Raw genomic sequence first — 22,543 nt, forward strand, 5'->3', positions numbered from 1 at the left:
CCGGATCGCCTTTTTATTTGCGTTGCACCTGCGATTACAGGTCGCTGATGGTGCGCACCTGGTCTTTGTTGATGCGGGTGCGTTTGCCGTCGAGTTGCTGGAACTCGTAGAAGCCGGTGGCCTTCTCGTAGCGCGGCGCGTCGACGGCCTGGAACTCGCGGCCGTCGTTCAGGGTGATCAGGCTAGGGGTGGAGCAGCCGGCCAGGGTGGCGAAGGTGCCAATCAGCAGGGCAGGCAGCAGGAGCTTCTTCATGCGGTGTTTCCTGAATTTCTGAAGGGTAAAGCTTTGTGGTGGCCTGTATGCGCCTCATCGCCGGCAAGCCGGCTCCCACAGGTAAACCACGAACCCTGCGAGAGCCGGCTTGCCGGCGATGAGATCGGAACAGGCCGATGAATCAGTCGATGTACTCGAACAGCTTGACGATCTTCTGCACGCCCGACACGCTCTGGACCACGCCGGTGGCGGCGTTGGCCTCTTGCTGGGTCACCAGGCCGAGCAGGTAGACGATACCGTTTTCGGTAATCACCTTGATCCGCGAGCTTGGCACGGCGTTGTCGGTCAGCATCTGGGTCTTGATCTTGGTGGTCAGCCAGGCGTCGTTGTTGCGCGCGAGGATGGAGGACGGCTGCATCACCTGCAGTTCGTTGTGCACCTTCTTCACGCGCTGCACTTGGCCTGCAGTCTGCTCGGCCAGGCTCTTGAGGTCGGCGCGCGGGGTTTGGCCGGCGAGCAGGACAATACCGTTGTAGCTGCTGACAACGATGTGCGAGCCCTTGTCCAGGTCTGGGCTGGCCTTGGAAATATTCACCGCAGCCTTGGTTTCGATCAGCGAGTCATCGATCTTGCTGCCGATGGTGCGCGTGCCGCGATCGTCCTCGATTGGCGAATTGCGGGTGGAGGTCAGCACCGAGCTGCAGCCGGTAACGCTCAGGCACAGGGTCAGGGCCATCAGGCCGAGGCGCATAGGGGTCATTCTTCACTCCCGAACAGTTGGCTGTCGATCAGGTCGCACAGGCAGTGGATCGCCAGCAGGTGGACTTCCTGGATACGCGCGGTGACTGTCGAGGGCACGCGGATTTCCACGTCCTCGGGCAGCAGCAGCGAAGCCATGCCGCCACCGTCACGTCCAGTCAATGCTACGACAATCATTTCGCGATCATGTGCGGCCTGGATCGCTTGAATCACGTTGGCCGAGTTGCCGCTGGTGGAAATCGCCAGCAACACATCGCCGGGCTGGCCCAGGGCGCGAATCTGTTTGGAAAAGACTTCGTTGTAGCTGTAGTCATTGGCAATCGAGGTCAGCGTCGAGCTGTCGGTTGTCAATGCGATGGCCGGCAGGCTCGGGCGCTCGCGCTCGAAGCGGTTGAGCAGCTCTGACGAGAAGTGCTGGGCATCGCCGGCCGAGCCGCCGTTGCCGCAGGCGAGCATCTTGCCCTCGTTGAGAAGCGCATTGACCATGACCAGGCTGGCCTGCTCGATGTGCGGTGCCAGGATGTCCATTGCCTGTTGCTTGGTATCGATGCTGGCCTGGAACAGCCGGCGAATTCGGGATTGCATGTCCATCTGGTGACCTTAAGTGGGGCGGTGGCCTTTGCTGCGCGCATCAACGACCAGCCCGCGAAACATAGAGCAAAAAATATGAAGTGGGTTCAGCATTCGAAGGCGTTTTTCAGCCATTGAAGCGGTCTGCCTGCGTGGTGGCTGCCCTGCAGGGCGACAACGTCGAAGCGGCAGGGGTGTGTGGCCCAGCGGCGTTCCTTCTGCAGGAAAAGGCTGGCAGCCAGCACCAGCCGTTTCTGCTTGCGCCCGTCGATACTGCCGAGGGCGCCACCGAAGCTCGCGTGCAGCCGGTAGCGGACTTCGACGAATACTACTGTATCGGCGTCGAGCATGACCAGATCAAGCTCACCGCCTTTGCATCGCCAATTGCGTGTCAGCAGCTGCAAACCTTGCCCTTGGAGGTACTCAAGGGCTTGGTTTTCGGCTGCATGGCCGGCCTGGGTAGGCGATGCGTCGGGCATCAGCGGGCGGTGTCTGGCAGGCGCTTGACCTGGCCACCTGCGAACTCGGCCCACGGCAGTTGACGTTCGATGCGCTGGTTGGCGTTCATGCTCAGGCTGCCGGACAGGCCCTGGATGCGGTTATCCGGCAGGGCTTTCAGCTGGCCCAGGCGGGGTGCCAGGCTGTACGCATCCACACCCATGGCGTACAGGCGGCCGAGGCTGCCGGCTGCTTGTGGCCATTGCTGGACCACTTGCTGGCGCAGGCTGTTGCTGGTGTCGAGCAGCCACGGTGTTTCGCAGAAGCGAATGCCGTTCATGTCGTTGTACTGGTTGACGTCACCGCTGGCGCTGTACAGGTTCGAGGTGGCGTAGACCGGCACGTCGCCCGCGTACTGGAAGTTCAGCGTTGGCTTGATCTGCTGGGCCTGCTGCGGCGTCGAGGCGAGGAAGATGAAGTCGATGTCCTGGCGGCGCGATGGCTGCGCGGCGATGTTGCCGCCTACCGTGCTTTGCAGGCTCTTGGCGCGGCCTTCGCTTTGGCGCAGTTGGAACAGGTCGGCAATTTGCTGGGCCAGGGCGACCGGCTGGGCGATGCGCTCGGCGGCGAGCAGGGTGCCGCCGTTGCTTTCCCAGTCTTTGCGGAAAGCGGCGAGCACGCGGTCGCCCCATTCACCGCTTGGCACCAGGGCAACGGCACGTACCTTGCCGTCGGCGCGGGCGCGGCGCGAGACTTCACGGGCTTCGTCTTCAGCGGCGAGGCCGAACTGGAAGAGTTGCGGCGGGGCTGTTTGGCCGGCGTCTGCGTAGTTCAGTGCCAGTGTGGTGATTGGCAACTGCTGATTAGCAGCGAGCTTCTTCACCAGGGGCTTTTCCAGTGGGCCGACTACAAGTTGCACACCAGCGGCCTGGGCCTGGCGGTAGAAGTCGTCCAGCGAGGTGATGCGCGAGCTGTCGAATACCTGCACGGCTGGCGCCGGTTGGCCCGACTGCTGGGCTTGGAAGTGAGCGGCCATGAAGCCATCGCGCAGCGCGCGGGCGACACCCGCCAAAGGCCCTTCCTGGGGCAGCAGCAGAGCGATCTTGGTCAATGGCTGGCTGGCCAGCTCCTTGAGCTTGACCAGCGCCATCGGCAGTTGCTGGGCGGCTGGGTGGTCCGGGTGCTGTTTGCGCCAGGCATCGATGGCGGCTTGCTGTTGCTCCAGGGTGCCGGCGGTTTTCACCGCCAGGGCCAGGCTGGTCCAGCCGGCCAGGACCGGGTCGGTGGCGGGCTGCTGCAACTGCTCTGCCGGCAATGCGGCGACCAATGCCCAGATGGCGTCATTGTTGGCGCTGGCGGCCTGGCCGCTGAGCAGCGGGGCGAGCAGGATGCGCTGTTGTGCCGCTGCCAGCGACTGGCCATCGGCTTCAAGGGCGGCCGCGTGGACGCTGTAGGTGCGTGCTTGCTGTTCTACCGGCAGTTCGCCAACGCGCTGCAGGCTGGGGTGCGACAGCGCGCTCAGCGCCGCTTTGGGCTGGTTGCGGCTCATCGCCAGCTCGGCGCCAAGGGTGCTGGCGAACACTTGCTGGGCGGGCTTGAGCGTGTCCATCGGGACCTGCTCGAGAATGCGTGCGGCGCGCGGGTAGTCCTTCTGCTTGTACGCAAGGTCTGCGGCGCTCAGGCGCAGCAGGGCGGCGTCTTCCGCGGACTTGCTGGAGGCGGCCTTTTCGAGCAGTTGCTCGATACTGGCGTCCGGAGTGCGCGGCAGCTCGCCCAGGCTGGATGAGGGCGAGCTGGCGCAGGCTGCCAGCAGGGTAGCGAGGCAGAGGGCTGAGAGCAGCCGCAGGCAAGCGATCATGTAAAGGTCCTGTTACTCGATCAAGTTGGCCGGCAATTGTACCCAAGCACTGGCCGGGGCGCGATGTTGCTGATGCTGATCCTTCACTATAGGCGGCTGGCCGGTGAACGCCTGCGAAGTTCTTTGCGCCCTGTTGCGGGCGCTCGGGCTACAATGGCGCCTTTGATCCGAAAGACAGGTGTGCGCAGTGACTGATGTGGCAGGGGCTTCGAAATCCACCGTGGGTACGCTGTATGTGGTCGCAACGCCCATCGGCAACCTCGACGACATGAGCGCCAGGGCGCTGAAGGTGCTGGCGGATGTCGCCCTGATCGCGGCCGAGGACACGCGCCACTCGATCCGCCTGCTGCAGCATTTCGGTATCGACACGCCGCTGGCGGCCTGCCATGAGCACAATGAGCGTGACGAAGGTGGGCGTTTCCTGACCAAGCTGTTGGCCGGCGACAACGTGGCGCTGGTGTCCGACGCCGGTACGCCGTTGATTTCCGACCCTGGCTACCACCTGGTGCGCCAGGCGCGGGCGGCGGGTGTGAATGTGGTGCCGGTGCCCGGTGCGTGCGCGCTGATCGCCGCGCTTTCTGCCGCGGGCCTGCCCTCCGACCGTTTCATCTTCGAAGGCTTTTTGCCGGCGAAGACGGCGGGGCGCCGGGCACGCCTGGAGCAGGTGAAGGAAGAGCCACGTACGCTGATCTTCTATGAGGCCCCTCACCGCATCCTCGAGTGCCTCGAAGACATGGAGGCAGTGTTCGGTGCTGAGCGCCCGGCGCTGTTGGCGCGCGAGCTGACCAAAACCTTCGAAACCCTCAAAGGGCTGCCCTTGGCTGAGTTGCGTGCTTTTGTCGCGGCCGATAGCAATCAGCAGCGCGGAGAGTGCGTTGTATTGGTGGGCGGCTGGAGTGCGCCTGAGGGCGAGCAGGCCATCAGTGTCGAGGCGCAGCGTGTGCTGGACTTGCTGTTAGCGGAGTTGCCGCTCAAACGGGCGGCGGCACTTGCGGCGGAAATTACCGGCGTACGTAAGAACCTGTTGTATCAACTTGCCTTGGAAAAGCAGAAAGCACAGTAGTGGCAATTTGATATAGTTTACGGTATCGCTTGTTCTTGAGCGCGGCTGCCGTTAACCTTGTCAGCGGAGAGTCGATTGGACAGTCGCTGCCTGCTTTTGTTCCGCAGCTTTTGTTGCGAAACGGCAGGGGGAGGAAAGTCCGGGCTCCATAGGGCAGAGTGCCAGGTAATGCCTGGGAGGCGTGAGCCTACGGAAAGTGCCACAGAAAATAACCGCCTAAGCACTTCGGTGCCGGTAAGGGTGAAAAGGTGCGGTAAGAGCGCACCGCGCGACTGGCAACAGTTCGTGGCTAGGTAAACCCCACTCGGAGCAAGACCAAATAGGGTTCCATTAGGCGTGGCCCGCGTCGGAACCGGGTAGGTTGCTAGAGGCGTCCAGTGATGGCCGTCGTAGAGGAATGACTGTCCTCGACAAAACCCGGCTTACAGATCGACTCTCCACCTCTCCCTCCCTGCTTGAATCGATAGCAGGCGCGCTCTGGTAATACCGAAAAAATCTTACTCTTAATAAATCACTTTAACTTCGAACTCCATACGCTTGCGTGGGTTTGATTTTTCTCGTGTTTTTTTCCCGCCTGAACTCTTTCCACATTCCTTTATCGCGCTAAATCTCGGTCCTGTAAGGCTTTTCCTTATGAACGTGCCTTGACGGTGCAGCGGGCGGATTCCTATAGTGTGCGCAAGTGGCAGAAAGTGGGATGAAGTGGGTTTTCTGGCACAAAAAAGCTACCATTGTGGGGAATCGCAGCCGTGTTCCGCGGAGCCAACGCCGTCAGCCTCGATGCCAAAGGCCGTCTCGCCATGCCGAGCCGGTACCGCGACGAGCTCGATTCGCGTTGCAATGGTCAGCTGATCGTGACCATCGATGCTGTAGACCCCTGCTTGTGTGTCTACCCCCTCGATGAGTGGGAACAGATAGAAGCCAAGTTGCGTGCCTTGCCGTCGTTGCGTGAGGAAAACCGCCGCCTGCAGCGTTTGCTGATCGGTAATGCGGTTGACCTGGAGCTCGATGGCAGTGGGCGTTTCCTGGTACCGCCCCGCCTGCGTGAGTACGCCAAGCTCGACAAGAAGGCGATGCTGGTGGGGCAACTGAACAAATTCCAGCTGTGGGATGAGGATGCCTGGAACGCGGTTTCGGCAGCCGACCTTGCAGCTATTCAACAACCGGGCGCCATGCCCGACGAATTGCGTGACCTGATCCTGTGACCATAGATAGCGGCTTCAACCACATTACCGTCCTGCTCGACGAAGCTGTCGAGGCATTGGCCCTGCGCGCCGACGGTTGCTATCTGGACGGCACCTTTGGCCGTGGCGGACACAGCCGTCTGATCCTCAGCAAGCTCGGGCCGCAAGGGCGGCTGCTGGGCTTCGACAAAGATCCACAGGCGATTGCCACAGGGCAAGCGCTGGCGGCCGAAGACGGCCGCTTTGTCATTGTGCAGCGCAGCTTTGCCGAGTTGGGCGCGGAAGTGGCCGAACGCGGCCTGGCTGGCAAGGTCAGCGGTATCCTGCTTGACCTGGGCGTTTCCTCGCCGCAGCTGGATGATCCTGAGCGCGGCTTCAGTTTCCTCAACGATGGCCCGCTGGACATGCGCATGAACCCTGACCAGGGCATCAGCGCTGCCGAGTTCATCGCTACCGCACCCGTGGAAGAAATAGCCCGCGTATTCAAAGAGTACGGCGAGGAGCGTTTTGCCGGGCGCATGGCGCGCGCGGTCGTTGAACGCCGCGAAAAGCAGCCCTTCACCCGTACTGCCGACCTGGCCGAAGTGCTCAAGGTCGCCAACCCGGCGTGGGAAAAGGGCAAGAACCCGGCCACCCGCGCCTTCCAAGGCCTGCGCATCCACGTCAACAACGAGTTGGGTGACCTTGAGGCTGGGCTTGAGGCCGCGCTTGATGCGCTGGAAATCGGTGGTCGCCTGGCGGTCATCAGCTTCCACTCGCTCGAAGACCGCATCGTCAAATTGTTCATGCGCAAGCTGGTCAAGGGCGAGGCAGACAACCTGCCGCGCAACCTGCCGGTACAGCACAAGGTCTTTGAACCGAAAATCAAGCTCATCGGCAAGGCGCAGTTCGCGTCCGAGGCTGAGCTCAAGGCCAACCCGCGGTCGCGCAGCGCCGTGATGCGGGTGGCGGAGAAGCTGCGGTGAGCAGGCTGTTTGCCAAGCCATTGCCAGGCGGAAGCTTCCTGATGCTTCTGCTGTTCGTCGGTGTCCTGGTTTCGGCCATCGCCGTGTCCTACAGCGCCCACTGGAACCGTCAGTTGCTCAATACCCTGTACGGCGAATTGAGCGAGCGCGACAAGGCCCAGGCTGAATGGGGGCGCTTGATCCTTGAGCAAAGCACCTGGACCGCCCACAGCCGTATCGAGAGCCTCGCTTCCGAGCAATTGAAAATGCGCGTCCCTGCGGCTGACGAAGTGCGGATGGTGGCGCCATGATGAAGCTCGAAGGCGCACTCTACCCCTGGCGCTTCCGGGTAGTGATCGGTTTGCTGGCACTGATGGTGGGTGCCATCTGCTGGCGCATCATCGACCTGCAGGTCGTCGACCGTGACTTCCTCAAGGGCCAGGGTGATGCCCGCAGCCTGCGGCATATTCCGATTCCTGCGCACCGTGGCCTGATCACCGACCGCAACGGCGAGCCGCTGGCGGTCAGTACGCCGGTCACCACCCTGTGGGCCAACCCCAAGGAAATGCAGGCCGCCAAGGACCGTTGGCCGCAGCTGGCGGCTGCATTGGGGCAAAATGCCCAGCAGTTGACCGAGCGCCTGACTCAACAGGCCAACAAGGAATTCATCTACCTGGTCCGCGGGCTGACCCCGGAGCAGGGCCAGCAGGTGCTCGACCTGAAAGTGCCGGGCGTGTATGGCCTGGAAGAGTTCCGCCGGTTCTACCCGGCCGGTGATGTCACCGCGCACATGGTCGGCTTTACCGACCTCGATGACCACGGGCGTGAAGGGGTAGAGCTGGCCTACGACGAATGGCTGGCCGGCGTGCCGGGCAAGCGACAGGTGATCAAGGACCGGCGTGGCCGGCTGATCAAGGACATTCAGGTCACCAAAAACGCCAAGGCCGGTAAGACCTTGGCGTTGTCGATAGACCTGCGCCTGCAATACCTGGCCACTCGCGAACTGCGCAACGCCATTGCCGAACAGGAAGCCAAGGCCGGCAGCCTGGTGATCATGGACGTCAAGACCGGTGAAGTCCTGGCCATGGTCAACCAGCCGACCTACAACCCGAACAACCGCCGCAGCATGTTCCCTGCCGCGATGCGTAACCGGGCGATCATCGACGTGTTCGAGCCAGGTTCGACCGTCAAGCCGATCTCCATGAGTGCGGCGCTGCAGAGCGGGCGCTGGAAAACCACCGACAAGGTCGAGGTTTACCCGGGCAGCCTGCAGATCGGCCGCTACACCATCAAGGACGTTTCCCGCAGCGAGGGCCCGATCCTCGACCTGACCGGCATCCTGATCAACTCCTCCAACGTCGGCATGAGCAAGATCGCTTTCGACATCGGTGGCGAGGCCATCTACCGGGTCATGTCCCAGGTTGGCCTGGGGCAATACACCGGCCTGGGCTTCCCGGGCGAGCGGGTGGGCAACCTGCCTAACCACCGTGAGTGGCGCAAGGCCGAGACCGCGACCCTGTCCTATGGCTATGGCGTATCGGTGACTGCTCTGCAGCTGGTGCATGCCTACGCGGCGCTGGCCAACGACGGCAAGATGGTGCCGCTGTCGATCCTCAAGGTGGACAAGGCGCCCGAGGCTGTTCAGGCGATTCCGAAAGAAACCGCCGAAACCGTCCAAGGCATGCTGCAGCAGGTGATCGAGGCGCCGCGCGGGGTATTCCGTGCGCAGGTGCCGTTCTATCACGTGGGTGGCAAGTCCGGTACGGCGCGTAAGGCGACCGTTGGTTCCAAGGGCTACACCGAAAACGCCTACCGCTCGCTGTTCGCAGGCTTCGGCCCGATGAGCGATCCGCGTTACGCCATCGTCGTGGTCATTGATGAACCGAGCAAGGGCGGCTACTTCGGTGGTCTGGTTTCGGCGCCTGTGTTCAGCAAGGTCATGTCGGGCACCCTGCGTTTGATGAACGTGCCGCCAGACAACCTGCCGCCGCCACCCACCGCACAACCACAAGTCACTGCAGCTGCCGCCAAGGGAGGGCGTGGATGATGACAATGCCATTGAGCAAGCTTTTCGCCCACGCCAGTCGCGATCCGCTGATCCGCGAGCTGACCCTGGACAGCCGCGCCGTGCGTCCGGGTGACCTGTTCCTGGCCGTCCCGGGTGCCAAGGTCGATGGCCGCGACCATATCGCCGATGCCTTAGCCCGTCGTGCTGCCGCCGTTGCCTACGAAGAGCAGGGCGCTACCGTGCTGCCGATCACCGACGTGCCGCTGATTCCGGTCAAGGGCCTGATCGCCCAGCTGTCGGATATCGCCGGTCGCTTCTATGGCGAACCGAGCCGCCAGTTGAACCTGGTCGGGGTTACCGGCACCAACGGCAAGACCAGCGTGACTCAGTTGGTGGCGCAGGCGCTTGACGTGCTGGGCCAGCGTTGCGGCCTGATCGGCACCCTGGGTACCGGCTTCTACGGTGAGCTGCAGAGCGGCCGCCTGACCACGCCAGACCCAATCGCGGTGCAGTCGACGCTCTACGACCTGAAAAAGGGCGGTGCCAAGGCTGTAGCGATGGAGGTGTCCTCGCATGCCCTGGAGCAGGGGCGCGTCGCCGCGCTGGAATTCGATATCGCGGTCATGACCAACCTGTCCCGTGATCATCTGGATTACCACGGCAGCATGGAGGCCTATGAGGCCGCCAAGGCCAAGCTGTTCGCCTGGCGCAGCCTGCGCTGCCAGGTGGTCAACCTGGACGACGATTTTGGCCGCCGCCTGGCGCTGGCGTATGCCCGCCGTCCGAGTGCCGATCATATCGAGACCCGGCTGCTCAGCTACAGCCTGGAAAACCCGGAAGCGTCGTTGTATTGCCGTGAAGCCACCTTCGATGACGATGGCGTGCGCGCAATCCTCGTGACCGCCCAGGGTGAGCGTACTTTGCGCAGCCAGCTGCTTGGCCGCTTCAACCTGAGCAACATGCTCGCGGCCGTAGCCACGCTGCTGGCACTGGATTATTCGCTGGACGAAATTCTCAAGGTCACCCCGCAGTTGCAAGGGCCGGTTGGCCGCATGCAGCGCTTGGGTGGCGGCGACAAACCGCTGGTGGTGGTCGATTACGCCCACACCCCGGATGCCCTGGAAAAAGTACTCGAGGCCCTGCGCCCACATGCGCACGGCAAGCTGCTGTGCCTGTTCGGCTGCGGTGGCGACCGTGACCGTGGCAAGCGCCCGCTGATGGCCGGTGTGGCCGAGCGCCTGGCTGACCGCGTGCTGGTTACCGATGACAACCCGCGCAGTGAAGACCCACTGCGGATCTTCGACGATATCCGCCCTGGTTTTGCCAAGCCAGACAGCGTCGAGTTCGTTGCTGGCCGCGGCGAAGCCATCGCCCACCTGATCGCCACTGCCGCAGCCGATGACGTCATCGTCCTGGCCGGCAAGGGGCACGAGGATTACCAGGAGATTCACGGCGAGCGCCACGATTTCTCCGATCTGGTCGAAGCCGAGAAGGCACTTGCAGCCTGGGAGGCTCCACATGCTTAAAGCCATGACACTCAGCCAGCTGACCACAGCACTGAGTGCTCGCCTGGTCAGCGCCGACGCCAGCTTTAACGGCGTCAGCATCGACAGCCGCAGCGTCACTGCCGGGCAGTTGTTCGTCGCGCTGACGGGGCCACGCTTCGATGGCCATGATTACCTGGCCGATGTAAAAGCCAAGGGCGCCGTTGCCGCGCTGGTCGAGCGCGAAGTTGCCGATGTCGACCTGCCGCAGTTGCTGGTCGCCGACTGCCGTCTGGCCCTGGGCCAGCTCGGGGCGCTGAACCGTGCTGCGTTCGACAAGCCTGTCGTAGCCATCACCGGCTCCAGCGGCAAGACCACGGTCAAGGAAATGCTGGCCAGCATCCTGCGCACCCGTGGCCTGGTGCATGCCACCCGCGGCAACCTGAACAACGACCTCGGTGCCCCGCTGACCCTGCTGGAAATCGCCCCGGAGCACAGCGCGGCAGTGATCGAGCTCGGTGCTTCGCGCATCGGTGAAATTCGCTACACCGTCGGCCTGACCCAGCCCCAGGTGGTCATCATCAATAACGCCGGCACCGCCCACGTGGGTGAGTTCGGCGGCCCTGAGAAAATCGTCGAAGCCAAGGGCGAGATCCTCGAAGGCCTGGGCGAGGGCGGCACGGCCATCCTCAACCTGGACGACAAGGCCTTTGGCATCTGGAAAGCACGTGCAGGGGCGCACACGGTCATCAGCTTCGCCCGCAATGACGCTAGCGCCGACTTCCATGCCACCGACATTGGTCGTGATGCGCGTGGTTGCCCGTCGTTCAAGCTGCATGGCGCCGGTGAAACCGTAGACGTGCAACTCAACGTGCTGGGCGAGCACAACGTCAGCAACGCGCTGGCCGCCGCCGCCGCTGCCCATGCCGTCGGTCTGAGCCTGAGCGGCATTGCCGCCGGGCTGAACGCCGTGCAACCGGTCAAGGGCCGCACCGTGGCGCAGATCGCGCCGAACGGTGTGCGCGTGATCGACGACAGTTACAACGCAAATCCCACCTCCATGTGCGCGGCCATTGATATACTCGCCGGCTTTTCCGGCCGCACCGTCCTGGTGCTCGGGGATATCGGCGAATTGGGCCAATGGGCGGAAGAAGGCCACCGTCAGGTGGGTGACTACGCGCGTGGCAAGGTCGACGCCCTGTACGCAGTGGGTACCAACATGACACATGCGGTCAAGGCGTTCGGCGCCAATGGCCGTCATTTCGCTACTCAAGCTGAGCTGATCGACGCGGTTAGCGCCGAAAATGCCAGCGACACCACAATCTTGATCAAGGGCTCGCGCAGCGCTGCGATGGAAAACGTCGTGGCGGCTTTGTGTGGTTCAAGCGGGGAGAAACATTAATGCTGCTGCTGTTGGCTGAGTATCTGCAACAGTTCCATAAAGGCTTCGCGGTCTTCCAGTACCTGTCCCTGCGCGGGATCCTGGGTGTACTGACCGCGTTGTCACTGGCGCTGTGGCTGGGCCCGTGGATGATCCGTACCCTGCAGATCCGCCAGATCGGTCAGGCTGTCCGTAACGACGGCCCGCAATCGCACCTGTCCAAATCCGGCACCCCCACCATGGGCGGCGCGCTGATCCTGTCTGCAATCGCCATCAGCACCCTGCTGTGGGCTGACCTGTCCAACCGCTACGTGTGGGTCGTGCTGATCGTCACCCTGGCGTTTGGCGCCATTGGCTGGGTCGACGACTACCGCAAGGTGATCGAAAAGAACTCCCGTGGCTTGCCAAGCCGCTGGAAGTACTTCTGGCAGTCGGTGTTTGGCCTGGCTGCTGCGGTCTTCCTTTACAAGACCGCCCCGACCAGCGTCGAAACCACACTGATCCTGCCGTTCATCAAGGATGTCACCATCCCGCTGGGCGTTGGCTTCATCGTTCTGACCTACTTCGTCATCGTCGGCTCCAGCAACGCGGTCAACCTCACCGATGGCCTCGACGGCCTGGCCATCATGCCAACGGTCATGGTGGGCGGTGCATTGGGCATCTTCTGCTACCTGTCGGGTAACGTGAAATTCGCTGAGTACCTGCTGATCCCGTATGTGCCGGGTTCAGGGGAACTGATCGTGTTCTGCGGGGCATTGATCGGCGCCGGCCTGGGCTTCCTGTGGTTCAACACTTACCCGGCGCAAGTCTTCATGGGTGACGTTGGTGCGCTGGCGCTGGGCGCCGCGCTGGGCACCATCGCGGTGATCGTTCGCCAGGAAATCGTCCTGTTCATCATGGGCGGCATCTTCGTGGTGGAGACCCTGTCGGTGGTGATCCAGGTCGCCTCCTTCAAGTTGACCGGCAAGCGTGTGTTCCGCATGGCGCCGATCCACCACCACTTTGAACTCAAGGGCTGGCCTGAGCCACGGGTGATCGTCCGTTTCTGGATCATCACCGTGATTCTGGTGCTGGTCGGCCTTGCAACCCTGAAACTGAGGTAGATGAGCGTGTCACTGATCGCTTCCGACCAATTCCGCATCGTTGTCGGCCTCGGCAAGAGCGGCATGTCCCTGGTTCGCTTCCTGGCGAGCCGGGGCATTGCCTTTGCGGTCGCCGACACCCGCGAGCAACCGCCGGAACTGGACACCCTGCGCCGTGATTACCCGCAGGTGGAAGTGCGCTGTGGCGAGCTGGACGTGGACTTCCTGTGCCGCGCCAACGAACTGTACGTGAGCCCGGGCCTGGCCTTGTCCACCCCGGCGCTGCAACAGGCTGCGGCACGGGGTGTGGCCCTGTCGGGCGACATCGAGCTGTTCGCCCGCCATGCCAAAGCGCCGATCATCGCCATCAGCGGCTCCAACGCAAAAAGCACAGTGACCACCCTGGTTGGCGAAATGGCCGCCAAGGCGGGCAAGCGCGTGGCCGTGGGCGGTAACCTCGGCACGCCAGCCCTGGACCTGCTGAGCGATGAGGTGGAGCTGTATGTGCTGGAGCTGTCCAGCTTCCAGCTGGAAACCACAGACCAGCTCAACGCCGAAGTCGCCACCGTGCTGAACATCAGCGAAGACCACATGGACCGCTACAGCGGCCTGCCGGCTTACCACCTGGCCAAGCACCGTATCTTCCGGGGCGCTCATCAGGTGGTGGTAAACCGCCAGGACGCGCTGAGCCGGCCATTGCCGGTGGAAGGCCGGCCGTGCTGGAGCTTTGGCCTGAACCAACCGGACTTCAAGGCCTTCGGCCTGCGTGAGGTCGACGGCGAGAAGTACCTGGCGTTCGAATTCCAAAACCTGATGCCCGTGCGCGAACTGAAAATTCGCGGTTCGCACAACCACAGCAACGCCCTCGCAGCCCTGGCCCTCGGCCATGCCGCAGGCTTGCCGTTTGCACCGATGCTCGACGCCCTGCGCGAGTTTGGCGGCCTGGCCCATCGTTGCCAGTGGGTGCGCGAGCGCAACGGTGTCAATTGGTACGACGACTCCAAGGCCACCAACGTCGGTGCTGCGCTGGCGGCCATCGAAGGCCTGGGCGCGGATATCGCCGGCAAGCTGGTGTTGATCGCCGGCGGTGACGGCAAAGGTGCCGACTTTGCCGCGTTGCGTGAGCCAGTGGCGCGCTTCTGCCGTGCGGTGGTGCTGTTGGGCCGTGATGCCGAGCGCCTCGCCGAAGCGTTAGGCGAAGGTGTACCGCACGTGCGGGTCAAGACCCTGGAAGACGCCGTCGAGCAGTGCGCCGCCCTGGCTCAGCCGGGTGATGCCGTGCTGTTGTCGCCGGCCTGCGCCAGCCTCGACATGTTCAAGAACTTTGAAGAACGCGGGCGCCTGTTCGCCCAAGCGGCGGGAGGGCTGGCATGATCTTCGGCATCTTCAAGCCGTACCCGTCGCCGCTGATCAGCGGCCGTGGCATCGACCTCGACTTCGCCATGCTTGCCGGCTGTCTTGCATTGCTGGGCCTGGGCCTGGTGATGATCACCTCGGCGTCCTCGGAAGTGGCCGCGGTGCAGTCGGGCAACCCGCTTTACCACATGTTCCGTCACCTGGTGTACGTGGTCATCGGCCTGGTCGCCTGCGGCGCCACCATGCTGGTGCCGATTGCCACCTGGCAGCGCATGGGCTTCATGATGCTGCTGGGCGCTTTCGGCCTGCTGGTGCTGGTGCTGGTGCCGGGTATCGGCCGGGAAGTGAACGGTTCCATGCGCTGGATCGGTTTCAGCTTCTTCAACGTGCAGCCGTCGGAGATCGCCAAGGTCTTCGTGGTCATCTACCTGGCCGGCTACCTGGTGCGCCGGCAGACCGAGGTGCGCGAGAGCTGGATGGGCTTCTTCAAGCCGTTCATCGTGCTGCTGCCGATGGCTGGCCTGCTGCTGATGGAGCCGGACTTCGGTGCCACCGTGGTGATGATGGGCGCTGCGGCGGCCATGTTGTTCCTCGGCGGGGTGGGGTTGTTCCGCTTCAGTTTGATGGTGGTGCTGGCGGTGGTCGCGGTGTTTGTCCTGGTGCAGGCCCAGCCGTACCGGATGGCACGTTTGATCACCTTTACCGACCCCTGGTCCGACCAGTTCGGCTCGGGCTACCAGTTGACCCAGGCCTTGATCGCTTTCGGCCGCGGTGAGTGGCTGGGCGTTGGCCTGGGCAACAGCGTGCAGAAGCAGTTCTACCTGCCCGAGGCGCACACCGACTTCGTGTTCTCGGTGCTGGCTGAAGAGCTTGGCGTGGTCGGCTCGCTGGTCACCATCGCGCTGTTCGTTTTCGTCACCGTGCGCGCCTTGTACATCGGCCTGTGGGCCGAAAAGGCCAAGCAGTTCTTCGCTGCCTACATGGCATTCGGCCTGGCCTTCCTGTGGATCGGCCAGTTCCTGATCAATATCGGCGTGAACGTCGGCCTGCTGCCGACCAAGGGCCTGACCTTGCCGTTCCTCAGTTACGGGGGCAGCTCGCTGGTGATCTGTTGCGCTTGTGTGGGCTTGCTGCTGCGTATCGAGTGGGAGAGCCGCACGCACCTGGGCAGCGAGGAACACGAATTCAACGAAAGCGATTTTGCCGAGGAGACCAGTCATGGCCGCTGACGGCAAAAACGTACTGATCATGGCAGGCGGTACCGGGGGCCACGTGTTCCCGGCCCTGGCCTGCGCCCGTGAATTCCAGGCGCGGGGTTACAGCGTGCACTGGCTGGGCACGCCGAAAGGTATCGAAAACGAACTGGTGCCCCAGGCCGGTCTGCCGTTGCACCTCATCCAGGTCAGCGGCCTGCGCGGCAAGGGCAAGCTGTCGCTGCTCAAGGCGCCGTTCACCCTGGTCAAGGCGGTACTGCAGGCACGGCGCATCATTCGTCAGCTCAAGCCTGTGTGCGTGCTGGGCTTCGGCGGCTACGTGACCGGGCCGGGCGGTGTGGCCGCGCGGCTGTGCGGTGTGCCGCTGGTCATTCACGAACAGAACGCGCGCGCGGGTACCGCCAATCGGTTGCTGGTGCCACTCTCGGCACGCGTCTGCGAAGCTTTCCCGAACACCTTCGCGGCCAGCGGCAAACGCCGCACCACCGGCAACCCGGTGCGCCCGGAGCTGTTCATGGACGCGCAACGCGCACCCTTGGCCGAACGCCGTGCACGCCTGCTTGTGCTCGGGGGCAGCCTGGGTGCGGAACCATTGAACAAATTGTTGCCTAAGGCCCTGTCTGAAGTGCCTGCAACACTGCGGCCAGAGGTGTTCCACCAGGCTGGCAAGCAACACGCGCCGATCACCGCCGAGCGTTATCACGAGGCGGGCGTCGAGGCTCAGGTAGAGCCTTTCATCAAGGACATGGCCCAAGCCTATGGCTGGGCCGACATCGTGGTGTGCCGGGCCGGTGCCCTGACCGTCAGCGAACTCGCGGCGGCGGGCCTGCCTTCGATGCTGGTGCCGTTGCCCCATGCGATCGACGATCACCAGACCCACAACGCCCACTATCTGGCTCGGGAAGGCGCTGCCTTCCTGATGCCACAAGCGACAACTGGCGCAGCGCAGCTCGCTGAACGCCTGAACGAGGTGCTGATGCAACCCGAGAAACTCAACACCATGGCTGGCACCGCACGGCGCCTGGCCAAACCTGCCGCAACCAGCACCGTGGTCGATATCTGCCTGGAGGTGGCCCATGGTTGAAAGCCAGAAAGCCATGCCGCAGCCAAAAATGGGCCGCATCCGTCGCATCCACTTCGTCGGTATCGGCGGCGTGGGCATGTGCGGCATCGCCGAAGTGCTGCTGAACCTGGGCTATGAAGTGTCCGGTTCCGACCTCAAGGCCTCGCCGGTTACCGAGCGGCTGGAGTCGTTCGGCGCAGAGATCTTCGTTGGCCACCGTGCCGAAAACGCTGCCAACGCCGACGTACTGGTGGTGTCCAGTGCCATCAACCCGGCCAACCCGGAAGTCGCCACTGCCCTGGAACGTCGTATTCCCGTGGTGCCGCGCGCCGAGATGCTCGCCGAGCTGATGCGCTACCGCCATGGCGTGGCCGTTGCCGGCACGCACGGCAAGACCACCACCACCAGCCTGCTGGCCTCGGTGTTCGCCGCTGGCGGCCTGGACCCGACGTTCGTCATCGGCGGGCGCCTGACCGCAGCGGGCACCAATGCCCAGCTGGGCACCAGCCGCTATCTGATCGCCGAAGCGGACGAGAGCGACGCCAGCTTCCTGCACCTGCAACCGATGGTCGCCGTGGTCACCAACATCGACGCCGACCACATGGCCACCTACGAGGGTGACTTCAACAAACTGAAGAAAACCTTCGTCGAGTTCCTGCACAACCTGCCGTTCTATGGGTTGGCAGTGATGTGCCTGGACGACCCGGTGGTGCGCGAGATCCTGCCGCAGGTCAAACGCCCGACGGTCACCTACGGCTTCAGCGAAGAGGCCGACATCCGCGCCATCAATGTGCGCCAGCAGGGCATGCAGACGCACTTCACCGTGCTGCGCCGCGACTGCGAGCCGCTGGAGGTGTCGGTGAACATGCCCGGCAACCACAACGTGCTCAATGCCCTGGCAACCATTGCCATCGCCTCTGACGAAGGCATCAGCGACGAGGCCATCGTCCAGGGGCTGTCCGGCTTCCAGGGCGTTGGCCGACGCTTCCAGGTCTATGGCGAGCTGCCGGTCGACGGCGGCAGCGTGATGCTGGTCGACGATTACGGTCACCACCCGACTGAAGTGGCTGCAGTGATCAAAGCCGTGCGCGGGGGCTGGCCAAGCCGCCGCCTGGTGATTGTCTACCAGCCGCACCGTTACAGCCGCACCCGCGACCTGTACGACGACTTCGTACAAGTGCTGGGCGACGCCAACGTGCTGCTGCTGATGGAAGTCTACCCGGCCGGTGAAGAGCCGATCCCGGGTGCGGACAGCCGTCAGCTGTGCCACAGCATCCGCCAGCGCGGCAAGCTGGACCCGATCTACATCGAACGTGGCGCCGAGCTTGCGCCCCTGGTCCAGCCGCTGCTGCGTGCCGGCGACATCCTGCTGTGCCAGGGTGCCGGTGATGTCGGTGGCCTGGCCCCGCAATTGATGAAAAGCCCGCTGTTCGCTGGCGCCAAGCAGGAGAAGTCGAAATGACCAGCGCCTACGACAAGCTGCACTCGACCCTGGACGTCAAGGCGTTCGGCCGCGTCGCCGTGCTGTACGGCGGCAAGAGTGCCGAGCGTGAAGTCTCGCTCAAGTCCGGCGCCGCCGTGATCGACGCCTTGACCCGCGCCGGTGTCGACGTGGTTGCCATCGATGTGGGCGACGACCTGCTCGACCGCTTGCAAAGCGAGAAGATCGACCGCGCCTTCATCATCCTCCACGGCCGTGGCGGTGAAGACGGCAGCATGCAAGGCCTGCTCGAGTGCCTGGGCATCCCTTACACCGGCAGCGGCATCCTCGCGTCGGCCCTGGCCATGGACAAACTGCGCACCAAGCAGGTGTGGCAGAGCCTGGGCATTCCGACCCCGCGCCACGCGGTATTGGCCAGCGAAAGCGATTGTTTGAAGGCCAGTATGGAACTGGGCTTCCCGCTTATCGTCAAACCCGCCCATGAAGGCTCTAGCATCGGCATGGCCAAGGTGAACAGCGAGCAGGAACTGGTCGCCGCCTGGCAGGACGCCGCCAAATACGATTCCCAGGTACTGGTGGAGCAGTGGATCCACGGGCCGGAGTTCACCATCGCGGTACTGCGCGGCCAGGTGCTGCCGCCGATCGCCCTGGGTACGCCGCACGTGTTCTACGACTACGACGCCAAGTACATCGCCAACGATACCCAGTACCGCATTCCGTGCGGCCTGGACAGCGTCAAGGAACAGGAACTCATCGACCTGACCGCGCGCGCCTGCGATGCCATCGGCATCGAAGGCTGGGGGCGGTTGGATGTGATGCAGGACGAGCAGGGCCGGTTCTGGCTGCTCGAAGTCAACACCGCACCCGGCATGACTGATCATAGCCTGGTGCCCATGGCGGCCCGCGCGGCCGGCTTGGACTTCCAGCAACTGGTGCTGGCAATCCTGGCCGCCAGCGTCGAGACGCGAGGTTAACAGCCATGCAAGGCGCGATGTTACGTCATCAGCAACCCGCCACCGGCCGTAACAAGCCGGTGCCGCGCGGTGCCAGTCGAATGGTGGCCAAAGAGCCCATGTCGGCGCGCCTGCCCAAGGCCAACTTCAGTGGACTCAAGCGCCTGCTCTGGCCGGTGCTGCTGGTGGCAGCAGGCTTCGGCGCCTATGAGGGCGCCATTCGCCTGATGCCCTACGCCGACCGGCCGATCACCAAGATCGCGGTGCAGGGCGACCTCAGCTACATCAGCCAGCAGGCGGTGCAGCAGCGGATCGCCCCGTTCATGGCGGCGAGCTTCTTCAGTGTCGACCTGCCGGCGATGCGCGCAGAGCTCGAGCAGATGCCGTGGATCGCTCACGCCGAGGTGCGGCGCGTGTGGCCGGACGAGGTGGTGATCCGCCTGGAAGAACAGCTGCCAGTGGCACGCTGGGGTGACGAAGCCTTGCTCAATAACCAGGGCCAGGCCTTTACCCCGCGTGAGCTGGCCAACTATGAGCACCTGCCGCAGCTGTTCGGGCCGCAGCGTGCTCAGCAACAAGTCATGCAGCAGTATCAGGTATTGAGCCAGATGCTGCGCCCCATGGGCTTTTCCATCGCTCGCCTGGAACTGCGCGAGCGAGGCAGCTGGTTCCTGACCACCGGTGCGGGCAGCACCGGGCCAGGTATCGAACTGCTGTTGGGGCGCGACCATCTGGTGGAGAAGATGCGCCGTTTCATTGCCATTTACGACAAGACGCTTAAAGAGCAGATCACCAACATCGCCCGCATCGATCTGCGATACGCCAACGGACTTGCCGTTGGTTGGCGGGAACCGATTGCACCGACGACGGCCCAACCCGCCGTTGCGAAGAATTAGAGAGAGGCAGGACCATGGCAAACGCGCATAGCGGCAAAATGATCGTCGGGCTGGACATTGGCACCTCCAAGGTGGTGGCGCTGGTCGGCGAAGTGGGCGAAGACGGCACCCTGGAGATCGTCGGGATCGGTACCCATCCGTCCCGCGGCCTGAAGAAGGGCGTGGTGGTGAACATCGAGTCGACCGTGCAGTCGATCCAGCGCGCGGTGGAAGAAGCGCAGCTGATGGCGGGCTGCCGCATCCACTCGGCCTTCGTCGGCGTGGCCGGCAACCATATCCGCAGTCTGAACTCCCACGGCATTGTTGCCATTCGCGACCGTGAGGTCAGCGTTGCTGACCTTGAGCGCGTGCTCGACGCCGCCCAGGCCGTGGCCATCCCGGCTGATCAGCGCGTGCTGCACACCCTGCCGCAGGACTACGTGATCGACAACCAGGAAGGCGTGCGCGAGCCGCTGGGCATGTCCGGCGTGCGCCTGGAAGCCAAGGTCCACGTGGTCACCTGTGCGGTCAACGCGGCGCAGAACATCGAGAAGTGCGTACGCCGCTGCGGCCTGGAAATCGACGACATCATCCTCGAGCAGCTGGCGTCGGCCTACTCGGTGCTGACCGACGACGAAAAAGAGCTCGGCGTGTGCCTGGTGGACATCGGTGGCGGTACCACCGACATCGCCATCTTCACCGAAGGCGCGATCCGCCACACCGCGGTCATCCCGATTGCCGGCGACCAGGTGACCAACGACATCGCCATGGCCCTGCGCACTCCGACCCAGTACGCCGAAGAAATCAAGATCCGCTACGCCTGCGCACTGGCCAAGCTGGCCGGCGCCGGCGAAACCATCAAGGTGCCGAGCGTGGGTGATCGCCCACCGCGCGAGCTGTCGCGCCAGGCCCTGGCCGAAGTGGTAGAGCCGCGTTATGACGAGCTGTTCACCCTGATCCAGGCCGAACTGCGCCGTAGCGGCTACGAGGACCTGGTGCCGGCCGGCATCGTCCTGACCGGCGGCACCGCGAAGATGGAAGGCGCCGTTGAACTGGCCGAGGAAATCTTCCACATGCCGGTACGCCTGGGCGTACCGCACAGCGTTCGGGGGCTGAGCGACGTGGTGCGCAACCCGATCTATTCCACCGGCGTGGGCCTGCTCACCTACGGCCTGCTGAAGCAGTCCGAGGACATGGTCCTGACCGGTAACAGCAACAGCAGCAGCAACAGCTATGGCGATGAACCGAAGGCCCCAGTGCTTGAGCGCTTCAAGCGGTGGGTCCAGGGCAATTTCTAAGTTTCAAAGCAGTAGTGGTAGGCGCAACAACTAGAGAACTGTAAGGAGAGGGAAAATGTTCGAGCTCGTAGACAACGTCCCGCAAAGTCCGGTCATTAAAGTGATCGGCGTCGGCGGTGGTGGCGGCAACGCCGTCAACCACATGGTCAAAAGCAGCATCGAAGGCGTGGAATTCATCTGCGCCAACACCGATGCTCAGGCGCTGAAAAACATCGGCGCGCGTACCATCCTGCAATTGGGCACTGGCGTGACCAAAGGCCTGGGTGCAGGTGCCAATCCAGAAGTCGGCCGTCAGGCCGCGCTGGAAGACCGTGAGCGCATCGCCGAGGTGCTGCAGGGCACCAACATGGTGTTCATCACCACCGGCATGGGTGGCGGTACCGGTACCGGTGCAGCCCCGATCATCGCCGAAGTGGCGAAGGAAATGGGCATCCTCACCGTCGCCGTGGTGACCCGTCCGTTCCCGTTCGAAGGTCGCAAACGTATGCAGATCGCCGATGAAGGCATCCGCATGCTGGCCGAGAGCGTCGACTCGCTGATCACCATCCCCAACGAGAAGCTGCTGACCATCCTGGGCAAGGATGCCAGCCTGCTGTCCGCCTTTGCCAAGGCTGACGACGTGCTGGCCGGTGCCGTGCGCGGTATCTCCGACATCATCAAGCGCCCTGGCATGATCAACGTCGACTTCGCCGACGTGCGTACCGTGATGGGTGAAATGGGCATGGCGATGATGGGTACTGGCTGCGCCAGCGGCCCGAACCGTGCGCGTGAAGCCACCGAGGCGGCGATCCGCAACCCGTTGCTCGAAGACGTCAACCTGCAGGGCGCCCGCGGCATCCTGGTGAACATCACCGCCGGCCCTGACCTGTCGCTGGGTGAGTACTCCGACGTAGGTAGCATCATCGAAGCCTTCGCCTCTGACCACGCGATGGTCAAGGTCGGCACCGTGATCGACCCAGACATGCGCGATGAGCTGCACGTCACCGTGGTCGCCACTGGCCTGGGCGCACGCATCGAGAAGCCGGTCAAAGTGGTGGACAACACCCTGCAGACCGCTCAACAGGCGTACGAGGCTTCCAACCCGGCACCGGTTCGCCAGGAGCAGCCTGCGGTCAACTACCGTGACCTGGAGCGCCCGACTGTAATGCGCAACCAGGCCCATGCAGGTGCCGCCGCGGCAGCTAAACTCAACCCTCAGGATGACCTGGACTACCTTGATATCCCGGCTTTCCTGCGTCGTCAGGCTGATTAATGGAATTTATCAGGGGTATAAAGGTGATTGGTATTCAGCAAAGGTCGGGTCTGTTATCATCCCCAGCCTTTGTTGATACCTGTTCGCAATTTGCGCTGAAGCGGCC

Annotated in this window: 21 protein-coding genes and 1 other RNA gene; 17 read left to right on the plus strand and 5 right to left on the minus strand. The window is 63.4% G+C overall.

Annotated features, from left to right (window positions below):
- Nucleotides 1-34 precede the first annotated feature (34 nt).
- From OO306_RS10280 to OO306_RS10300, 5 genes are all read right to left on the minus strand, one after another.
- Nucleotides 35-253 (minus strand): YgdI/YgdR family lipoprotein, encoded by a 219-nt coding sequence (locus OO306_RS10280; RefSeq protein ID WP_099430372.1) that lies wholly within the window; start codon nt 251-253, stop codon nt 35-37.
- A gap of 142 nt (nt 254-395) precedes the next feature.
- Entirely contained in the window at nt 396-974 is a 579-nt protein-coding gene (locus tag OO306_RS10285; protein ID WP_027594004.1) for a BON domain-containing protein, read from the minus strand.
- Nucleotides 971-1,564: a phosphoheptose isomerase gene (locus tag OO306_RS10290; protein WP_012274070.1), complete on the minus strand. Its 594-nt coding sequence runs from the start codon at nt 1,562-1,564 to the stop codon at nt 971-973. The genes OO306_RS10285 and OO306_RS10290 overlap by 4 nt, the downstream gene beginning before the upstream one ends.
- 86 nt (nt 1,565-1,650) lie before the next feature.
- Nucleotides 1,651-2,022: a YraN family protein gene (locus OO306_RS10295; RefSeq protein ID WP_265968566.1), complete on the minus strand. Its 372-nt coding sequence runs from the start codon at nt 2,020-2,022 to the stop codon at nt 1,651-1,653.
- Nucleotides 2,022-3,839 carry a penicillin-binding protein activator gene (locus tag OO306_RS10300; protein WP_099430371.1) on the minus strand — a complete coding sequence of 606 codons (1,818 nt, stop codon included), beginning with the start codon at nt 3,837-3,839 and terminating at the stop codon, nt 2,022-2,024. Before OO306_RS10300 ends, OO306_RS10295 begins: the two co-directional genes overlap by 1 nt.
- A gap of 187 nt (nt 3,840-4,026) precedes the next feature.
- Between OO306_RS10300 and rsmI the strand changes: the two genes are divergently transcribed.
- The 17 genes from rsmI to ftsZ all read left to right on the plus strand — a co-directional run bounded on the left by rsmI (nt 4,027) and on the right by ftsZ (nt 22,437).
- Nucleotides 4,027-4,902 carry a 16S rRNA (cytidine(1402)-2'-O)-methyltransferase gene (gene rsmI, locus OO306_RS10305; protein ID WP_027594007.1) on the plus strand — a complete coding sequence of 292 codons (876 nt, stop codon included), beginning with the start codon at nt 4,027-4,029 and terminating at the stop codon, nt 4,900-4,902.
- Between the two features lie 67 nt (nt 4,903-4,969).
- Nucleotides 4,970-5,343, plus strand: an RNA gene (gene rnpB / locus OO306_RS10310) — RNase P RNA component class A.
- 308 nt (nt 5,344-5,651) lie between these two features.
- Nucleotides 5,652-6,107, plus strand: a complete 456-nt coding sequence (gene mraZ / locus OO306_RS10315; protein WP_004575120.1) for a division/cell wall cluster transcriptional repressor MraZ — start codon at nt 5,652-5,654, stop codon at nt 6,105-6,107.
- A gap of 2 nt (nt 6,108-6,109) precedes the next feature.
- Nucleotides 6,110-7,051 carry a 16S rRNA (cytosine(1402)-N(4))-methyltransferase RsmH gene (rsmH, locus tag OO306_RS10320; protein WP_172960430.1) on the plus strand — a complete coding sequence of 314 codons (942 nt, stop codon included), beginning with the start codon at nt 6,110-6,112 and terminating at the stop codon, nt 7,049-7,051.
- A complete protein-coding gene (gene ftsL / locus OO306_RS10325) occupies nt 7,048-7,341 on the plus strand; it encodes a cell division protein FtsL (RefSeq protein WP_027594009.1) in 294 nt (97 codons plus the stop codon). The genes rsmH and ftsL overlap by 4 nt, the downstream gene beginning before the upstream one ends.
- Nucleotides 7,341-9,077, plus strand: a complete 1,737-nt coding sequence (locus OO306_RS10330; protein WP_172960429.1) for a penicillin-binding protein 2 — start codon at nt 7,341-7,343, stop codon at nt 9,075-9,077. The genes ftsL and OO306_RS10330 overlap by 1 nt, the downstream gene beginning before the upstream one ends.
- Nucleotides 9,074-10,564, plus strand: coding sequence for a UDP-N-acetylmuramoyl-L-alanyl-D-glutamate--2,6-diaminopimelate ligase (locus OO306_RS10335; RefSeq protein WP_265968567.1), 1,491 nt, complete (start codon nt 9,074-9,076; stop codon nt 10,562-10,564). Before OO306_RS10330 ends, OO306_RS10335 begins: the two co-directional genes overlap by 4 nt.
- Nucleotides 10,557-11,924 carry a UDP-N-acetylmuramoyl-tripeptide--D-alanyl-D-alanine ligase gene (gene murF, locus OO306_RS10340; protein WP_186677737.1) on the plus strand — a complete coding sequence of 456 codons (1,368 nt, stop codon included), beginning with the start codon at nt 10,557-10,559 and terminating at the stop codon, nt 11,922-11,924. Before OO306_RS10335 ends, murF begins: the two co-directional genes overlap by 8 nt.
- Nucleotides 11,924-13,006, plus strand: a complete 1,083-nt coding sequence (mraY, locus tag OO306_RS10345) for a phospho-N-acetylmuramoyl-pentapeptide-transferase (RefSeq protein WP_099430367.1) — start codon at nt 11,924-11,926, stop codon at nt 13,004-13,006. The genes murF and mraY overlap by 1 nt, the downstream gene beginning before the upstream one ends.
- Nucleotides 13,007-13,012: 6 nt before the next feature.
- Nucleotides 13,013-14,359 carry a UDP-N-acetylmuramoyl-L-alanine--D-glutamate ligase gene (gene murD, locus OO306_RS10350; protein WP_099455899.1) on the plus strand — a complete coding sequence of 449 codons (1,347 nt, stop codon included), beginning with the start codon at nt 13,013-13,015 and terminating at the stop codon, nt 14,357-14,359.
- Nucleotides 14,359-15,570 carry a putative lipid II flippase FtsW gene (gene ftsW / locus OO306_RS10355; protein WP_172961411.1) on the plus strand — a complete coding sequence of 404 codons (1,212 nt, stop codon included), beginning with the start codon at nt 14,359-14,361 and terminating at the stop codon, nt 15,568-15,570. The genes murD and ftsW overlap by 1 nt, the downstream gene beginning before the upstream one ends.
- Nucleotides 15,560-16,639 carry an undecaprenyldiphospho-muramoylpentapeptide beta-N-acetylglucosaminyltransferase gene (murG, locus tag OO306_RS10360; protein ID WP_099430365.1) on the plus strand — a complete coding sequence of 360 codons (1,080 nt, stop codon included), beginning with the start codon at nt 15,560-15,562 and terminating at the stop codon, nt 16,637-16,639. The genes ftsW and murG overlap by 11 nt, the downstream gene beginning before the upstream one ends.
- A complete protein-coding gene (gene murC, locus OO306_RS10365) occupies nt 16,632-18,080 on the plus strand; it encodes a UDP-N-acetylmuramate--L-alanine ligase (RefSeq protein WP_027594017.1) in 1,449 nt (482 codons plus the stop codon). The genes murG and murC overlap by 8 nt, the downstream gene beginning before the upstream one ends.
- Complete coding sequence (locus OO306_RS10370; protein ID WP_099430364.1) at nt 18,077-19,033, plus strand: D-alanine--D-alanine ligase; 957 nt, start codon at nt 18,077-18,079, stop codon at nt 19,031-19,033. The genes murC and OO306_RS10370 overlap by 4 nt, the downstream gene beginning before the upstream one ends.
- Before the next feature lie 5 nt (nt 19,034-19,038).
- Entirely contained in the window at nt 19,039-19,908 is an 870-nt protein-coding gene (locus tag OO306_RS10375; RefSeq protein ID WP_027594019.1) for a cell division protein FtsQ/DivIB, read from the plus strand.
- A 14-nt stretch (nt 19,909-19,922) separates the two neighbouring features.
- The gene (gene ftsA, locus OO306_RS10380; RefSeq protein WP_027594020.1) at nt 19,923-21,185 is read left to right on the plus strand and encodes a cell division protein FtsA; all 1,263 of its coding nucleotides are present in this window, start codon (nt 19,923-19,925) and stop codon (nt 21,183-21,185) included.
- Nucleotides 21,186-21,240: 55 nt separating this feature from the next.
- The gene (gene ftsZ, locus OO306_RS10385; RefSeq protein ID WP_003251871.1) at nt 21,241-22,437 is read left to right on the plus strand and encodes a cell division protein FtsZ; all 1,197 of its coding nucleotides are present in this window, start codon (nt 21,241-21,243) and stop codon (nt 22,435-22,437) included.
- The last annotated feature ends 106 nt before the right edge of the window (nt 22,438-22,543 follow it).

Source organism: Pseudomonas sp. DCB_AW, from assembly GCF_026240895.1.
GTDB classification, from domain to species: Bacteria; Pseudomonadota; Gammaproteobacteria; order Pseudomonadales; family Pseudomonadaceae; genus Aquipseudomonas; species Aquipseudomonas kermanshahensis.

Excerpts from the sequence above, each read along its gene's own strand:
- murF (WP_186677737.1), top strand. The coding sequence starts at position 10,557 with ATGCTTAAAGCCATGACACTCAGCCAGCTGACCACAGCACTGAGTGCT.
- OO306_RS10370 (WP_099430364.1), top strand. The coding sequence starts at position 18,077 with ATGACCAGCGCCTACGACAAGCTGCACTCGACCCTGGACGTCAAGGCG.
- ftsA (WP_027594020.1), top strand. The coding sequence starts at position 19,923 with ATGGCAAACGCGCATAGCGGCAAAATGATCGTCGGGCTGGACATTGGC.
- OO306_RS10285 (WP_027594004.1), bottom strand. The coding sequence starts at position 974 with ATGACCCCTATGCGCCTCGGCCTGATGGCCCTGACCCTGTGCCTGAGC.
- OO306_RS10330 (WP_172960429.1), top strand. The coding sequence starts at position 7,341 with ATGAAGCTCGAAGGCGCACTCTACCCCTGGCGCTTCCGGGTAGTGATC.
- OO306_RS10335 (WP_265968567.1), top strand. The coding sequence starts at position 9,074 with ATGATGACAATGCCATTGAGCAAGCTTTTCGCCCACGCCAGTCGCGAT.
- OO306_RS10375 (WP_027594019.1), top strand. The coding sequence starts at position 19,039 with ATGCAAGGCGCGATGTTACGTCATCAGCAACCCGCCACCGGCCGTAAC.
- ftsZ (WP_003251871.1), top strand. The coding sequence starts at position 21,241 with ATGTTCGAGCTCGTAGACAACGTCCCGCAAAGTCCGGTCATTAAAGTG.
- OO306_RS10280 (WP_099430372.1), bottom strand. The coding sequence starts at position 253 with ATGAAGAAGCTCCTGCTGCCTGCCCTGCTGATTGGCACCTTCGCCACC.
- OO306_RS10295 (WP_265968566.1), bottom strand. The coding sequence starts at position 2,022 with ATGCCCGACGCATCGCCTACCCAGGCCGGCCATGCAGCCGAAAACCAA.
- murC (WP_027594017.1), top strand. The coding sequence starts at position 16,632 with ATGGTTGAAAGCCAGAAAGCCATGCCGCAGCCAAAAATGGGCCGCATC.
- OO306_RS10290 (WP_012274070.1), bottom strand. The coding sequence starts at position 1,564 with ATGGACATGCAATCCCGAATTCGCCGGCTGTTCCAGGCCAGCATCGAT.
- mraY (WP_099430367.1), top strand. The coding sequence starts at position 11,924 with ATGCTGCTGCTGTTGGCTGAGTATCTGCAACAGTTCCATAAAGGCTTC.
- murG (WP_099430365.1), top strand. The coding sequence starts at position 15,560 with ATGGCCGCTGACGGCAAAAACGTACTGATCATGGCAGGCGGTACCGGG.
- OO306_RS10300 (WP_099430371.1), bottom strand. The coding sequence starts at position 3,839 with ATGATCGCTTGCCTGCGGCTGCTCTCAGCCCTCTGCCTCGCTACCCTG.